Raw genomic sequence first — 15,553 nt, forward strand, 5'->3', positions numbered from 1 at the left:
GTGCCAAGCCAGATCAGCTGTGTTAAACCGCTCACAAAGCCAAAGGCCGGAAGGGAAACCCACGTGAGAGACCTCAAGATCCCGGAGCAGCGCCACCCCGAAAAGGCGCATCGTCCCGACAATGCTCAGCCCAAAAAGCCAAGCTGGATCCGGGTCAAGGCGCCGGGCGGCAAAGGTTATGCCGAAACCCACAAGATCATGCGCGACAACAAGCTGACCACGGTCTGCGAGGAAGCGGGTTGCCCCAATGTCGGCGAATGCTGGAGCCAGGGCCACGCCACCATGATGATCATGGGCGAGGTCTGCACCCGCGCCTGTTCCTTCTGCAACATCGCCACCGGCAAGCCGCCTGAGGCGCTGGATGCGTTTGAGCCGGGCCGCGTCGCCCATGCGGTCGAAAAACTGGGTCTCAACCACGTGGTGATCACCTCCGTGGACCGCGACGATATCGAGGACGGCGGGGCAGAGCATTTTGCCCAGACCATCCGCGCGGTGCGCCACCGCAGCCCGAACACCACCATTGAAATCCTCACCCCGGATTTCCTGAAATGCGATCCCTCGGTGCTGGAAACGGTCGTCGAGGCGCGGCCCGACGTTTTCAACCACAATCTGGAGACCGTGCCGGGCCTCTACCCTGAGGTCCGCGCCGGCGCGCGCTATTTCCACTCGCTGCGGCTCTTGCAGCGGGTGAAGGAACTGGACCCCTCCATGTTCACCAAATCCGGCATCATGGTCGGCTTGGGCGAGGACGCACAGGCGGTAAAACAGGTGATGGACGACATGCGCGCCGCCGACATCGATTTCCTGACCATCGGCCAGTATCTGCAGCCGACGCCGAAACACCACGCGGTGGACCGTTTCGTGACGCCCGAGGAATTCAAATCCTACGAGAAAGCCGCCTATGGCAAGGGCTTCCTGATGGTCTCGGCCACCCCGCTGACCCGCTCCTCCTACCACGCAGGCGATGATTTCGCCCGCCTGCGCGAGGCCCGCAACAAGAAGCTGGGCCTGGCATGACGCCTGAGCGTCTGGCGCAGCTGACGACGCTGCGCCATGCTCTGCATCAGATCCCCGAGGTTTCCGGCACCGAGGAAAAGACCGCCGTCATGGTGGCGGACTACCTGGGTCAGCATCAGCCCGACCAGCTGCTGACCGGGCTTGGCGGCCACGGTGTTGCGGCGGTCTATGAGGGCAGGGCGGATGGTCCCACGGTCCTGATCCGCTGCGAGCTGGACGGCTTGCCGATCGAGGAGCTGTCGGATCAACCCTACCGCTCCACCCACGCAGGCCGCGGCCATCTCTGCGGCCATGACGGCCATATGACGATGGTGGCGGCGCTGGCCGAGGATCTCGCGGTACAGCGCCCGTCGAAGGGCCGCGCCGTCCTGCTGTTCCAGCCCGCCGAGGAAACCGGCAAGGGCGCAGCGGCGGTGATTGCCGATCCGGGTTTCGCGCAGATCGCGCCCGACTACGCCTTCTCCCTGCACAACCTGCCGGGCTTGCCGGTGGGTCAGGTGGCCTTGTGTTCGGGCGCTGCCAACTGCGCGTCGCGCGGAATGCGGATCAAACTGACCGGTAAAACCTCCCACGCTGCCGCGCCGCAGGACGGGGTGTCGCCCGTCGGTGCCATTTCCCAATTGCTGCCGGGCCTTGTTTCCCTGGGGCAAGGTGGCGATCTGGGGCCGGAGTTCGCTCTGGTCACGCTGACCCATGCCCGGCTGGGCGAAGCCACCTTTGGCATCGCCCCTGGCGAGGGCGAGGTTTGGGCCACTCTGCGCACCGTTACAAACATCCGAATGGATCAGCTGATTGCAGAGGCCACGGCACTGGCGGAACAGGTCTGCGCGGCGGAGCGGCTGGGGTTCTCAATAGAATTCGACGATGTGTTCGACGCCTGCACCAACCACCCGGAGGCGGTGGAGCTGCTGCAGGCCGCCTGTGCCGCGGCAGGCTATCCGGCGCATATGCGGGATTATCCCCAGCGCTGGTCCGAGGACTTCGGCCAGTTCGGCAAGCAGGCAAAGGCCGCGATGTTCTGGCTGGGCTCCGGCGAGGCGCAGCCTCAGCTGCACAACCCCGATTTCGACTTCCCGGACGCCGCAATCCCGGCCGGGGCCGGGATCTTTCTGCACACGCTCAGAAACCTGCTGGGCTGATCCTTACTGGGTCAGCGCATTGACGACGGCCACCGCGCCGATGATCGCAAGCGTGTCCTTGACGACCTCAAAGATCTTGTCGCCCTGACGCACATAGCGGTGCCCCTCACGCGGCGGGTTCAGCCCCCAGCGGCCGTAGTCGTCAATATAGACCCAGTCGTCACCGCGGATGCGGCCATCGTACCGGTCGTGATCATGGTCATGATCGTGATCGTGGCTGTGCTTGCGGTGGTGCCGTTTCTTGACCTGGCCCGGCGCATAATGGGCTGCGCTCTTGCTGTGGCCGGGCGCCCATTTCGGCGGCCCCGCGTGGGTGGCTGCGGGGACAAGGGACAGGGTCATTGCGGCTGCCGCTGCTGCGGTCAAAAACTTCTGCATGGCGGATCTCCTGTGATCGCTGCGTTTGGAAATCACATGAGGCAGGTTGCGGCGAAAGGCAAATCCGCTGCGCCGGAAAGCGCCACCCGCTTGGCCGGAACCGGCGGAGGGCCGCCGGTTCCCGATTGCGCTGTGTTTATCGTGGTTTGTGGCAGTTTTGCACAAGCGCCGCCGCAGGCTGCACCAGGGGGTGCACAGGCGGTGTACAGGGGGTGCACGCACGTCACCCCCGGGTATTGGCTGATTCAGCCCTCGTCGGTGAACCGCACTTTGCCGATATGCGGCAGATTCCGGTTGCGCTGCGCATAGTCGATGCCATAGCCGACAACAAATTCGTCGGGGATTTCAAAGCCAACCCAATCAGAGCGGAAATCCACCTCGCGCCGCGACGGCTTGTCCAAGAGCGCAATGGACTTCAGCCGTGCCGGATTGCGGCTTTGCAGCAGGTGGGTGACATGGTTCAGCGTGTGGCCGGTGTCGACGATATCTTCCACGACCAGCACGTCGCGCCCTTCAATGGCACCGCGCAAGTCCTTGAGAATGCGCACTTCCCGGCTGCTTTCCATCGAGTCGCCGTAAGAGGACGCCTCCAGGAAATCGACCTCGATCGGCAGATCCAGCTCCCGCACCAGATCGGCGATGAATACGAAACTGCCGCGCAGCAGGCCAACCACGACCAGCTTGTCGGTATTGCCGAATTCCTTCTGGATTTCCTCGCAAAGCTCCTCGATCCGCGCGGCAATTGCCTTGGCCGAGATCATCACATCAATGACATATGGACGCTGTGTCATGGCTGCCCCCTTGAATTTCCCGCGCGTACATAGGACATCACGCCCGGTAATTGTAGCAGAAAATCAGCGGACAGATGCCCACACACTCGGAAACCCGCCAGATGCCCTATTCGGCACAGCAGATGTACGATCTGGTGGCCGATGTCGCGCAGTACCCGAAATTCCTGCCCTGGTGCGCCGCCGCCCGTATCCGCAGCCGGGCGCCGATGGGTGAGGCAGAAGTGATGGAGGCGGATCTGGTGATCTCCTTCAAGGTTTTCCGCGAGCGGTTCGGCAGCCGGGTAACCCTTTATCCGGGCGAGAGAAAAATCGATACCGAGTATCTGGATGGCCCGTTCCGCTACATGAAGTCCCACTGGATTTTCACCCCGCGCGAGGATGGCAGCTGCGACGTCGACTTCTTCGTCGATTTCGAATTCAAGAATGCGGTTCTGCAGGGCATCATCGGCGTGGTTTTCAACGAGGCGATGCAGCGGATCGTGCGTGCGTTCGAACGCCGCGCTGCGGAGCTGTACAGCTGAGGCATTGCCGCGCGAGATAGCTGTTGACCTTAAGCGCGCTTCAAGTCGTATCACCTATTGGAAATGATACTTCCAGCTGAAAGGGAAGCTGCAATGGAACAGGAATTCTGGCAGGCGCGCTGGCGCGAGAACCGCATCGGCTTTCACGAAGCGGCGCCGAACTCATTGCTGATCAAGCATTTTTCCCGGCTCGGGATTTCGGCCGGCCAAAGCGTGTTCCTCCCTCTTTGCGGCAAGGCGCTGGACCTGGACTGGCTGCTGTCACTGGGACTGCGTGTGACCGGTGTGGAGTTCAATCAAGGCGCGGTGGAGGAGGTCTTTGCCCGGCTGGGGCTGACACCGGACGTCTCCCAAGCAGAAGGGCTAATCCGCTATCAGTCAGGCGAGCTGGCCCTTTACGCAGGTGATTTCTTTGCCCTTGCCCCGGCACATCTTGGCGCGGTTGACGTGGTCTATGACCGGGCGGCGCTGGTCGCGGTGAAACCAGAGGACCGGCAGGCCTATGCGGCGCATTTGAACCGGATCACCGGCACCGCGAAACAACTGCTGATCGGGTTCGACTACGATCAATCCCTGATGGACGGGCCGCCGTTTTCGGTGCCGGGATCAGTGGTAGAGGCGCTCTATCAGGGCAGCCATGAAATCAGTCTGATCGAGGAACGCGCCGCGGACGGCCGGATCGGCGAACGCTGCAATGCGCTGGAACAGGCCTGGCTGCTAACTCCCTTCTCCTGAAACAGAAAACGGGTCCCCCAAGGGGACCCGTCCGGTGCGAAATGGCACCGTCTGCCGTGAGTGGTGGCATCCGTCATAGCCGGGGTCAGCTGTTCATGTCGTATGCGCGCTCACCGTGTACAGAAAGATCGAGGCCATTGGTCTCGCTTTCAAGATCCACGCGCAGGGATGTGATCAAAGCGGAGATCTTCACCAGCGCGATGGTTACCACCACGGTGAAGATGCCGACGATCACCAGCGCACCCAGCTGCGCGGCCCAGGCGCCAGCGCCGAAGACGGCGATCATAAGGGTGCCGAAGATGCCGCCGACGCCGTGCACGGCAAAGACATCCAGGGTGTCGTCGATCTGCATTTTGTTGCGCACCAGGTTGACCATCTCCTGGCACAGCACGCCGGCAATGGCACCGATGATCAGCGCTTCCATCGGGCCGACAAAGCCTGACGCCGGGGTGATCGAGGCGAGGCCTGCAATGGTGCCAGTGACCAGGCCCACAAGGGAGGCCTTGCCGTATTTGATCTTTTCCCACAGCGCCCAGCTGAGCGACGCGGTGGCAGCGGAGATATGGGTCACGGTCAGTGCCATTGCCGCGCCGCCGTCTGCGGCCAGCTGGGAGCCGCCGTTGAAGCCGAACCAGCCGACCCACAGCATTGCGGCACCGATCATCACATAGCCGGGGTTATGCGGCGGGATGGTGCGGTTTTTGCGCGGGCCCAGGAAGAAGGCGATGATCAAGGCTGCGAGGCCTGCGGTCTCATGCACCACGATGCCGCCGGCAAAGTCCTTGACGCCCACGTCGCCAAAGATGCCGCCATCCGCTAGGAAACCGCCGCCCCAAATCCAGTGCACCACCGGCGCATAGCACAAGAGCATCCAGAGGCCGGAGAACACCAGCACAAAGCCAAATCCCACACGCTCCACATAGGCGCCGACTATCAGAGCAGGCGTGATGATGGCGAATGTCATCTGGAAGGCAAAGAACAGAACCTCGGGCAGGGTGCCGGACAGGCTGTCGGCGGTGACGCCGTTCAGGAACATCTTGTCCAGCCCGCCCCACAGGCCGCTGGTGCCGCTTCCGAAGGCAATGGTGTAGCCGAAGGCCAGCCACAGAACGCTCATCAAACAGGCAATGGCGTAGCAATGCATGAAGACGCTGAGCACATTGCGGGCACGCACAAGGCCGCCGTAAAACAGGGCCAGCCCTGGCAGTGTCATGAAGAGGACCAGGGCCGTGGCCACAATGATCCATGCGGTATCCGCTCCGTTCATCCGATTGTTCCTTCCCCTCAAAAACCGGTGAGGTCAGGAGAAAGCGCAGGTTGCGCGCAGAAAAAAGCGGCAGGGATGCGGGAGGCGCACAAAAACGGGGCTTTTTTGCAAGTGCTGAAAAATTGAGCGCCGCGGCGGGTCAGCTGCCCGTTTCGCGTTCGATTTGGGAAATGGCCTGCGCCAGCAGCTCCAGCGCGTGGTCACGGGTGGCGGCGCGGACTTTGGCGCGGCCGATGGCGCCGAATTCCACGGTTTCTGTTGTGGCAGTCAGGCCTGCGCGGGCCAGGCCAAAGCAGACGCGGCCCTCGGGCTTGAATTCTGAGCCGCCGGGGCCTGCGATGCCGGTGACGGAGACGGCCAGGGTGACGCCTGCGTTCCGCACCGCGCCTGCCGCCATTTCCGCGGCGACCTCCTCGCTGACTGCGCCGACGGAGGCCAGCGTCTCCGCCTTGACGCCCAGCATCTGCATCTTGGCGGCGTTGGAATAGGTGACAAAGCCGCGGTCGACCACGGCGGAGGAGCCCGGGATATCCGTCAGCGCCGCGGCAATCATGCCGCCGGTGCAGCTTTCGGCCGTGGCGATGGTGATGCCTGCGGCGGTTGCGCGTCTGATCAGCTCATCCGCGTCCATGGTCACATCCCCAAGACGCCGTGCGACAGGAAGGCGAGCGCAGCCACGCAGATGGCGGCCAGGATGCCCGCGATGATGTCGTCCATCATCACACCGGTTGCGCCCTTCTGCCGGTCGGCCCAGCCGACGGGGCCGGGTTTCAGGATGTCGAACAGGCGGAACAGCACAAAGGCGGCGATCCAGCCCGGCCACAGCGCGGTGATCTCGATATCATGCGCCCAGGCCGGGTAGGACACGGCCCAGAGCGCGGTGAACTGGCCCGCGACCTCGTCCAGGACAAATTCCGAGGGGTCCATGTTCTCGCGGTTGCGGGTCATCGCTTCCGCCGCCCAGACGCCCACCACCATGCAGATCACGGTCGCCAGCGCCAGCAGCAGGAACCCGCCAAGCTGATGCAGCACATAAGCCATGGGCAGGGCGGCAAGCGAGCCCCAGGTGCCGGGGGCCGGACGCAGGTAGCCGATGCCGCCGACAGTGCCGATCAGGAAGGCCAGGCGTTGTCTCTTCATGATTTCACCAGCGCTGCGGTGGCGATAGCTGCAATGCCCTCGCCGCGGCCGGTGAAGCCCAGGCGTTCCGACGTGGTGGCCTTGATCGACACACGGTCTGCGCCGATGCCCAGGATTTCAGCCATCACCGCGCGCATCTTGGCGGCGTGGGGGCCAACCTTGGGGTATTCGCAGACCAGGGTGCAATCGACGTTCGACAGGGTGAAGCCCATCTCGCGCGCCAGATTGGCGGCGTGGCGCAGGAAAATCTCGCTGGCCGCGCCTTTCCACTGCGGGTCCGAGGGCGGGAAGTGCTGGCCGATGTCGCCCTGCGCCAGCGCGCCATAGATGGCGTCAGTGACGGCGTGCATACCAACATCGGCGTCGGAATGACCCTGCAGGGTTTTTTCATGTGGAATTTCCACCCCGCACAGGATCACGCTGTCACCGGGGCCAAAGCGGTGCACGTCGTAGCCGTTGCCAAGCCTGATATCCATGTCTGCTCCCAGAATGCGCTCCGCCCGGGTGAAATCCTCGGGGCGTGTGATTTTGATATTGTCCGGCTCGCCCGGAATGATGCGGACGTTAAGGCCTGCGGCGCGCGCAACCTCGACATCATCGGCGGCCCCGCCGGGATGGGCAAGATGCGCCGCCAGAATGTCCTGAAACCGGAAACCCTGGGGCGTCTGTGCGGCAAACAGGCCATTGCGGTCCTGGGTGCCGGTGACGCTGCCGTATGCGCCGGTCCACAGCGCGTCCGTCACCGCCAGCGCCGGGGCTGCGGCAGGTCCGGCGTCCAAGGCATTGAGAATGCTGTGGATCAGGGCAGGGCTGACGCAGGGCCGGGCGGCGTCGTGGATCAGCACCTTGTCTACGCCGTGCAGCTCCAGCGCCTTGAGACCGTTCAGGACGGAGGCAGCCCGTTCTGCGCCGCCTTCAGCGAGGATCAGACCGGGGCTGCCGGAGAATTCTCCCCAGGCGGCGGCGTCATCCGGTGACAGCACCAGAACCGTGAGGTCCACACCTGCATTCGCAAAGGCTTCGAGGGTCCAGTCGATCATCCGGCGGCCCTTGAGCGGGCGCCATTGTTTGGGCGTGCCGCCGCCTGCGCGGGTGCCGCGGCCGGCGGCGACGATCAGGGCGGCTGTGGTCATGCGGTCCTCGTCCGATAGGTCCCGCATTGTTTATGAGGTGGCGCGGGAAGTGGCAATCACCCGGCGGAATGTGATTAAAAAATAGGCAAATGAAGTGCGGGAGCGGCTTGCAGAGGCGCAATTCATTGCTGCATAGCAGAAGCTTCGGGTAAAAACCTCTCAGTTGCACAAGGATTAGGCAATTGTCCTTCACGCTTGGAACCACCTCCATGTCCCCGCCCATCGCCTTGGCGCCGATGGCGGGAATCACCGACCGGCCGTTCCGGGATCTTGTCCGCTCCTTCGGCGTTGGGCTGATGGTGAGCGAGATGGTGGCAAGCCAGGAGATGGTTCAGGCCAAGCCCGGCGTGCGCGAGCGGGCTGAGCTGAGCGCGGATGTGGAGAACACCGCGGTGCAGTTGGCCGGGCGGGACGAGTACTGGATTGCCGAGGCGGCGAAACAGGTCGCCGGGCAGGGCGCGCGGATCATCGACATCAACATGGGCTGCCCGGCCAAGAAGGTGACCAACGGCTATTCCGGCTCTGCCCTGCTGAAGACGCCGGACCATGCGCTGAAGCTGATCGAGGCGGTGGTCGGCGCCGTCGACGTGCCGGTGACGCTGAAGACCCGGCTGGGTTGGGACGACAACTGCCTGAACGCGCCGGATGTGGCGCGCCGCGCCTGCGAGGCGGGGGTGCAGATGGTGACGATCCACGGCCGCACCCGCTGCCAGTTCTACAAGGGCTCTGCCGATTGGGCGGCGATCCGGGGCGTCAAGGACGCGGTGACTGTGCCGCTGCTGGCAAATGGCGACATCGTTGATACCGCCTCTGCCCGGCAGGCGCTGGAGCTTTCTGGCGCAGATGGCGTGATGATCGGGCGCGGGGCCGAAGGAAAGCCTTGGCTGCTGGCAGACGTGGCGCATCACCTGTGGGGCACACCGGCGCCGGAGATTCCGCAAGGAGATGCGTTTATTCAAATGGTTTCAGAGCATTACCGGGCAATGCTGGATTTCTACGGGCAGGATCTTGGCGTCCGTGTCGCACGCAAGCACCTGGGCTGGTACATGGATGAGGCCGGAACCACCCCCGCCATGCGCAGGGCGGTGCTGACGGAGAAGAATCCGGAAGAAGTGCTGGCGCTGCTGCCGGAGGCGCTGAGCGCCGAAAGACCGGAGGCCGCCGCATGATGGACAGCGCAGCTCTCTGGGCCTCTTTGCCGGTGCCGGCGTTTCTGATCGACGCCTGGGACAAGATTGCTGATGTGAATGCCGCCGGTGAGGGGTTCCTCAACACCTCGCGCAAGGCACTGCTGGGGCAGCCGGTGTGGGATACGCTGGCGATCGACGCGCCGATCGAGGAGGCCTTTGCCCGGGCCCGGGTGCAGAGCACACCGCTGTTTGTGAACGATATCGACGTCGGCTCCGGCAGCCGGGCGCCGCTGCAATGCGGGGTGCAGATCGCGCCGTTGCAGGGGCAGGAGGGGGTGATGCTGCTGATGGTCACCCCGCGGGAGCTGGCCGGGCGGATGACCCAGACCCATTCCGCAAAATCCGCCGCCGCCTCTGCCATCGGTATGGCAGAAATGCTGGCGCATGAGATCAAGAACCCGCTGGCGGGTATCACCGGCGCGGCGCAGCTTCTGAGCATGGGGCTGGGACCGGAGGACCTGGAGCTGACCGACCTGATCGTCAGCGAAAGCCGCCGCATCGTGAAACTGCTGGAGCAGGTGGAGCAGTTTGGCAACCTGACTGAACCGGCGTTCCAGCCGGTGAACCTGCATGATGTTCTGGACCGCGCGCGGCGGTCGGCGCTCTTGGGTTTTGGTGCCCATATGACCATCACCGAGAGCTACGATCCCTCGCTTCCGATGGCCTGGGGCGATGCGGACCAGCTGCTGCAGGTGGTGCTGAATTTGTTGAGGAACGCCTCGGAAGCATCTGATCCAAAAGGCGGACATATTCAGATCCGTACTTTCTATGAACATTCCTTCCGGCTGCGCCGCAGTGACGGAACCGGCAAGCTGCTGCCCCTTCAGATCGAAATTACCGATGACGGGCCGGGGCTGCCGGACAAGATCAAGGACGATATTTTCGACCCGTTTGTGTCGGGCCGGGAGAACGGCACCGGGCTGGGCCTTGCTTTGGTGAGCAAGATCGTCTCGGAGCATAATGGCTGGATTTCCGTAAGCTCGGTTCCCGGGCGTACGGTGTTCCGGCTGTCGCTGTCGCGCGTGCCGCGTGACGCCAAACCGCAGGAGAGCTGATCCATGGACGGCACCGTTCTGGTCGCTGATGACGACCGCACCATCCGCACCGTTCTGACCCAGGCGCTGACGCGCGCGGGCTGCAAGGTACATGCGACCTCTTCACTGACGACGCTGATGCGCTGGGTGGGAGAGGGCAAGGGCGATGTCGTCATCTCCGATGTGATGATGCCGGACGGGAACGGGCTGGAGATGCTTCCCAAGATCCAGGCGGACAGGCCCGGGCTGCCGGTGATCGTGATCTCGGCGCAGAACACCATCATGACGGCGATCAAGGCGGAGGAGGCGGAGGCCTATGATTACCTGCCCAAGCCCTTTGACCTGCCGGAACTGATGAAGCGCACCGCCAAGGCGCTGGCGGCCAAGCGGGTGGCGCCTGCTGCGCGTCCGGATACAGCGGAACGCCCCGAGGAGCTGCCGCTGATTGGCCGCAGCGAGGTGATGCAGGCGCTGTACCGGCTCATTGCACGGGTGATGAACACCGATCTGCCGCTCTTGATCACCGGTGAAAGCGGCACCGGCAAGTCGCTGATTGCGCAGGCAATTCATGATTTTTCGGACCGCCGCACCTTGCCCTTTGTGCATGCGGACGCGGCGGATCTGATTGCGCTGGAAGGCCCGTCTCGGCTGCTGGCGCAAGTGAAGGGCGGCACCCTGGTGATCGATGAGCTGGCTGACCTGCCGGAGGAGGCACAGGCGCGGCTGGTGCGGATGATGGATGTGCCGGGCGATCACGCGCCGCGGTTCATTGCCTCCAGTCAGAAGGATCTGGGCGCGGCGATGGAAGGCGGCGGGTTGCGTCAGGATCTCTACTACCGGATCTGCGGCTCGGAACTGCATGTGCCGGCGCTGCGGGAACGGGTCGAGGATATTCCGCTGCTGGCGGAGCATTTCCTGATCAAGGCCGAAAACGAAGGCGCGCCGCACCGGGTGCTGAGCGAAGCTGCGCGCGAGGTGCTGCGCCGGTTCTCCTGGCCCGGCAATGTGCGGCAGCTTGAAAACACTGTCCGCCGTCTGGCACTGACTTCGCGCAGCGAAGAAATCACCAAGGCGGATGCCGAGGCGGTGCTGGGGCCGCAAGCCGGACCGCAGCCGGAAGCGGCAGGGTTTACAAATGAGAAGCTGTCGGAAGCAGTGGGCCGCCATTTGCAGAGGTATTTTGACCTGCATGGAGATATGCTGCCGCCGCCGGGATTGTATATGCGGCTGCTGCGCGAGGTGGAGACGCCGCTGATCGAAATTGCCCTGGCGGCGACTGGCGGAAACCAGGCAAAATGCGCGGATTTGCTGGGGATCAACCGGAATACCCTGCGTAAGAAGATTACCGATCTGGATATTGAGGTGACACGCCGCCGCAAACTGATGTAATATCGCCACAGAAATGTGGCCCTGTTGTAAATTTCCTAGGCAGGACCACGAGATATGGCGGTGACTCGCAAAGAGTCGCACATCAGGATGAGGGCAGTAAGTGGCGCATAAGTCACATCTGAGGGCGGCATACGGGCCGTTTGCGGCCTTGGACCGGTGGCGGAGAACCCGCCGGGCGCGCAATATCGGCACCATCGGACTGGTTCTGCTGGGTCCGGTGCTGGCCTTGGCGACGTTTCTTATCATCGGCCCGCTGGGGCAGGGGGCCTCGTCCAGGTCGCTGCGGCTGATTCTGCTGGCCGACCTCGTTTACATCCTGACCATTGCAGCGCTGGTGATGGCGCAGATCGTGCGCCTGTTTGCAGCGCGGCGGTCGAAATCGGCGGGCTCCCGGCTGCACCTGCGGCTGATCGGGGCCTTTGGGTTCCTGGCGCTGATCCCCACTGTGATCGTCGCGGTCTTTGCGGTGCTGACCGTGAATGTCGGGCTTGAGGGCTGGTTCTCGCAGCGGGTGCGGCAGGTGATTGGCAGCTCGCTGGAGGCTGCAGAAGCCTATCAGTCGCAGCAGAAAGGTGATCTGACCGAGGATGCCCGAGCGCTGGCACGCTACCTCGACAGCAGCCGGTCGCGCAGTTTTTTCATCAACGATGCCGAACTGCGGCTGGTGCTGGCCCAAGGCCAGTTGCAGGTTCAGAGGGGACTGCGCGAGGCCTATATTGTTGACAGCGCAGGGCTGATCCGTGCGCGCGGCGAGCGGTCTTATGAGTTCGATTTCGAAAAGCCCAGCGAGCGGCAGCTTGGGGCTGCCCGCGAAGACGGTCTGCTGCTGATCGAGGACTGGGACAACAGCGAGTTCCGCGCACTGGTGCGGCTGGACGCTTTTGTCGACCGGTTCCTGTATATCAGCCGGGACGTGGACGGCGAGCTGCTGAACCTGCTGGATGACACCCAGGAAACTGCGCATCTGTACCAGCAGCTGGAAAGCGAGCGGGGAAGGGTGCTGTTTGAATTTGCGCTCTTGTATATTGGGTTTGCGGTGATCCTGATCCTGGCCGCGATGTGGCTGGGCATGTGGTTTGCAGAACGGCTGTCGCGCCCGGTCGGGCGGCTGACAGTGGCGGCGCAGCGGGTCGGGGCCGGCAATCTGGATGTGCAGGTGCCGATTGAGGACGGCGGTGACGAGATTTCCCAACTCGGCCAGTACTTCAACCAGATGACCCGGGAGTTGAAGGCCCAGCACGGCAGGCTCTTGGACAACACCCGCCAGATTGAACGGCGGCGGCGGCTGTTCGACTCGGTTTTGTCCTCCGTGACCTCAGGCGTGGTTGGACTGGATGCGGATGGGCGGGTGACCTTCGTGAACCGCTCTGCCGAACGGCTGCTGGACTGGCAGGAGGATCAGCAATCGCTGGCGCTGGCCGTTGCGGTGCCTGAGTTCGGACCGCTGTTTGCAGAGCTGATCGAGACCGGTGCCGAGGTGGTACAGGAAGAGATCAAGGTGACCCGCCAGGGCCAGCTGGAGAACCTGCTGGTCAGGATGTCGCCGCGCCGCTCCGGCGAGGGCAGGCTGGAAGGTTATGTGGTGGCCTTTGATGATGTGACCGATCTGGTCAGCGCCCAGCGGATGGCGGCCTGGGGTGATGTGGCCCGCCGCATTGCCCATGAGATCAAGAACCCGCTGACCCCGATCCAGCTGAGCGCCGAACGCATCAAGCGCAAGTTTGCCCCCAAGCTGGGCGAGGAGAACAGCGATCAGCTCCAATCCATGACTGACGTGATCGTGCGCCAGACCAATGATCTGCGCAGGATCGTAGATGAGTTTTCGAAATTCGCCCGCATGCCGGAACCGGAACGGCGCGAGGAGGATCTGGTGAAACTGGTGCGGGACGCGGTGATCCTGCAGCAGCAGGGCCAGCCGGATGTCCGGATCAAGGCGGATCTGCCCAAGGCGGAGATGCCCTCGGATCTGGATGCAACCATGATTGGCCAGGCGCTGACCAATCTGATCAAGAACGCAGGTGAAGCCATTGAAAGCCTGCAGCAAAAAGGCGCTCCGGAGGGGCTGCTGCCGGAAATCCGGGTGTCGGTCCAACAGGCAGGCACTGCCTATGAGGTCCGGATTGCGGACAATGGCATCGGTCTGCCAGAAGACCGGGCGCGGCTGTTCGAGCCTTATGTGACCACGCGGGATGCTGGCACCGGGCTGGGGCTGCCGATCGTCAAGAAAATCATCGAAGAGCACGGGGGCACGCTGACGCTGGAAGATGCCCCGGTGTTCGAGGGACACGCGCATAACGGCGCAATGGCGGTGATCCGCCTGCCCGCCGCAGCCCAGAAAGCGGCGGCGCCTAACAAGAGCACAGTGAAAGCAGGTCTGACATGAGTGACATTCTGATTGTTGATGACGAGCGCGACATCCGCGAACTGGTCTCGGACATTCTTGAGGACGAAGGCTATGCCACCCGCAAGGCGGGCAGTTCCGACGAATGCATGGCGCGGCTGGAAGAGGCCCAGCCGGCCCTGATGATCCTGGATATCTGGCTGAAGGACAGCCAGATGGACGGGATCGACATCCTGAAGGCGGTGAAGCGGGACACGCCGGATATTCCGGTGGTGATCATTTCCGGCCATGGCAACATTGAAATCGCGGTCGCGGCGATCAAGCAGGGCGCCTATGACTTCATCGAGAAGCCCTTCAACATCGACCAGCTGATGGTGGTGATCCGGCGTGCGATGGAAACCTCGCGCCTGCGCCGGGAGAATACCGATCTGAAGCGCAAGGACACCGGGCCGGCAGAGATGATCGGTACCTCTGCGGCGTTCCGCACCCTGACCAGCCAGCTCGACAAGGTGACGAAATCCAATGGCCGGGTGATGCTGACCGGCCCGGCGGGCAGCGGCAAGGAGATTGCAGCGCGCTATATCCACGCCAATTCAAACCGCGCCTCTGCGCCCTTTGTCACCGTGAACTGCGCCAGCATTGAACCGGACCGGATGGAAGAGGTTCTGTTCGGCCGCGAATCCTCGGAGCGCGGTGTGGAGCCGGGGCTGCTGGAGCAGGCGCATGGCGGCGTGATGTTCTTTGACGAGGTTGCTGACATGCCGCTGGGCACCCAGTCCAAGATCCTGCGGGTGCTGGTGGACCAGCAGTTCCAGCGGGTCGGCGGTTCGGACAAGATCAAAGTCGACCTTCGGGTGGTGTCCTCCACCAACAAGGATCTGGATGCCGAGATCGAGGCCGGCACGTTCCGCCAGGAGCTGTATCACCGGCTGAACGTGGTGCCGGTGGCGGTGCCCTCACTGGCGGACCGGCGCGAGGATATCCCGTTGCTGGCGGGCCATTTCATCGCCCAGTTCAACGAGGCCCAGGGCCTGCCGTTGCGCGAGCTGACAGATGAGGCCGTGGCGCTGATGCAGACCATGCTGTGGCCGGGCAATGTGCGCCAGCTGAAAAACCTGGTGGAGCGGGTGCTGATCCTGGGCGACGGCAGCGGCCCGATTGAGGCCAAGGATCTGCCGCGCGAGGAAGAAAAGCCGCAGGAGGAGGGCCGGGTGGTGCTGTCCGGCGCGCTGGCGACCCTGCCGCTGCGCGAGGCGCGGGAGGCGTTTGAACGCGAATACCTGCTGACCCAGATCAACCGCTTTGGCGGCAACATCAGCCGCACGGCGTCTTTTGTCGGCATGGAACGCTCAGCACTGCACCGCAAGCTGAAGTCGCTGGGGGTGGTCACTTCCAACAAGGCGGGCGCCCGGGTGGCGCATGTGGAAGCCGAAGAAGAACAGGCCTGAGAATGGCCCCCGCGCGCCCGGAAAGCTCCG

At 63.5% G+C, this 15,553-nt stretch carries 15 protein-coding genes; 9 read left to right on the forward strand and 6 right to left on the reverse strand.

The features are described 5' to 3' along the window. The first annotated feature begins 63 nt into the window (after window positions 1-63). Both lipA and RA21_RS02060 read left to right on the forward strand, forming a co-directional pair. Window positions 64-1,017 carry a lipoyl synthase gene (gene lipA / locus RA21_RS02055; protein WP_039146484.1) on the forward strand — a complete coding sequence of 318 codons (954 nt, stop codon included), beginning with the start codon at window positions 64-66 and terminating at the stop codon, window positions 1,015-1,017. Then, on the forward strand, window positions 1,014-2,156 hold the full coding sequence (locus RA21_RS02060) for an amidohydrolase (protein ID WP_039145791.1): 1,143 nt from the start codon (window positions 1,014-1,016) through the stop codon (window positions 2,154-2,156). Before lipA ends, RA21_RS02060 begins: the two co-directional genes overlap by 4 nt. A 3-nt stretch (window positions 2,157-2,159) precedes the next feature. Here RA21_RS02060 and RA21_RS02065 read toward each other — a convergent pair whose 3' ends face one another. Further along, window positions 2,160-2,534: a hypothetical protein gene (locus tag RA21_RS02065; protein WP_019296209.1), complete on the reverse strand. Its 375-nt coding sequence runs from the start codon at window positions 2,532-2,534 to the stop codon at window positions 2,160-2,162. A 245-nt stretch (window positions 2,535-2,779) separates the two neighbouring features. Continuing rightward, window positions 2,780-3,325: a hypoxanthine phosphoribosyltransferase gene (hpt, locus tag RA21_RS02070; RefSeq protein WP_019296210.1), complete on the reverse strand. Its 546-nt coding sequence runs from the start codon at window positions 3,323-3,325 to the stop codon at window positions 2,780-2,782. 74 nt (window positions 3,326-3,399) lie between these two features. Here hpt and RA21_RS02075 point away from each other — a divergent pair, with 74 nt between their 5' ends. Both RA21_RS02075 and RA21_RS02080 read left to right on the forward strand, forming a co-directional pair. Beyond that, window positions 3,400-3,846 carry a type II toxin-antitoxin system RatA family toxin gene (locus RA21_RS02075; protein WP_019296211.1) on the forward strand — a complete coding sequence of 149 codons (447 nt, stop codon included), beginning with the start codon at window positions 3,400-3,402 and terminating at the stop codon, window positions 3,844-3,846. A gap of 93 nt (window positions 3,847-3,939) precedes the next feature. Beyond that, on the forward strand, window positions 3,940-4,581 hold the full coding sequence (locus RA21_RS02080) for a thiopurine S-methyltransferase (RefSeq protein ID WP_039145793.1): 642 nt from the start codon (window positions 3,940-3,942) through the stop codon (window positions 4,579-4,581). Between the two features lie 85 nt (window positions 4,582-4,666). Here the strand turns inward: RA21_RS02080 and RA21_RS02085 are convergent, their stop codons facing one another. From RA21_RS02085 to RA21_RS02100, 4 genes are all read right to left on the reverse strand, one after another. Then, entirely contained in the window at window positions 4,667-5,848 is a 1,182-nt protein-coding gene (locus RA21_RS02085; protein ID WP_039145795.1) for an ammonium transporter, read from the reverse strand. A 139-nt stretch (window positions 5,849-5,987) separates the two neighbouring features. After that, complete coding sequence (locus tag RA21_RS02090; protein ID WP_039145796.1) at window positions 5,988-6,479, reverse strand: CinA family protein; 492 nt, start codon at window positions 6,477-6,479, stop codon at window positions 5,988-5,990. 2 nt (window positions 6,480-6,481) lie between these two features. Continuing rightward, window positions 6,482-6,988, reverse strand: coding sequence for a phosphatidylglycerophosphatase A family protein (locus tag RA21_RS02095; protein WP_039145803.1), 507 nt, complete (start codon window positions 6,986-6,988; stop codon window positions 6,482-6,484). Then, window positions 6,985-8,121, reverse strand: a complete 1,137-nt coding sequence (locus tag RA21_RS02100) for a bifunctional 2-C-methyl-D-erythritol 4-phosphate cytidylyltransferase/2-C-methyl-D-erythritol 2,4-cyclodiphosphate synthase (RefSeq protein WP_039146487.1) — start codon at window positions 8,119-8,121, stop codon at window positions 6,985-6,987. The genes RA21_RS02095 and RA21_RS02100 overlap by 4 nt, the downstream gene beginning before the upstream one ends. 182 nt (window positions 8,122-8,303) lie before the next feature. Here RA21_RS02100 and dusB point away from each other — a divergent pair, with 182 nt between their 5' ends. From dusB to ntrX, 5 genes are all read left to right on the forward strand, one after another. Further along, on the forward strand, window positions 8,304-9,290 hold the full coding sequence (gene dusB, locus RA21_RS02105) for a tRNA dihydrouridine synthase DusB (protein WP_039145804.1): 987 nt from the start codon (window positions 8,304-8,306) through the stop codon (window positions 9,288-9,290). Beyond that, entirely contained in the window at window positions 9,287-10,366 is a 1,080-nt protein-coding gene (locus tag RA21_RS02110; RefSeq protein WP_039145806.1) for a two-component system sensor histidine kinase NtrB, read from the forward strand. Before dusB ends, RA21_RS02110 begins: the two co-directional genes overlap by 4 nt. 3 nt (window positions 10,367-10,369) lie before the next feature. Continuing rightward, window positions 10,370-11,734, forward strand: coding sequence for a sigma-54-dependent Fis family transcriptional regulator (locus RA21_RS02115; RefSeq protein WP_039145809.1), 1,365 nt, complete (start codon window positions 10,370-10,372; stop codon window positions 11,732-11,734). 100 nt (window positions 11,735-11,834) lie between these two features. Next, window positions 11,835-14,117 (forward strand): sensor histidine kinase NtrY-like, encoded by a 2,283-nt coding sequence (locus RA21_RS02120; protein ID WP_039145810.1) that lies wholly within the window; start codon window positions 11,835-11,837, stop codon window positions 14,115-14,117. Further along, a complete protein-coding gene (ntrX, locus tag RA21_RS02125; RefSeq protein WP_019296221.1) occupies window positions 14,114-15,523 on the forward strand; it encodes a nitrogen assimilation response regulator NtrX in 1,410 nt (469 codons plus the stop codon). Before RA21_RS02120 ends, ntrX begins: the two co-directional genes overlap by 4 nt. The last annotated feature ends 30 nt before the right edge of the window (window positions 15,524-15,553 follow it).

It is taken from the genome of Leisingera sp. ANG-DT (assembly GCF_000813785.1).
In the GTDB taxonomy this organism is placed as follows: domain Bacteria; phylum Pseudomonadota; class Alphaproteobacteria; order Rhodobacterales; family Rhodobacteraceae; genus Leisingera.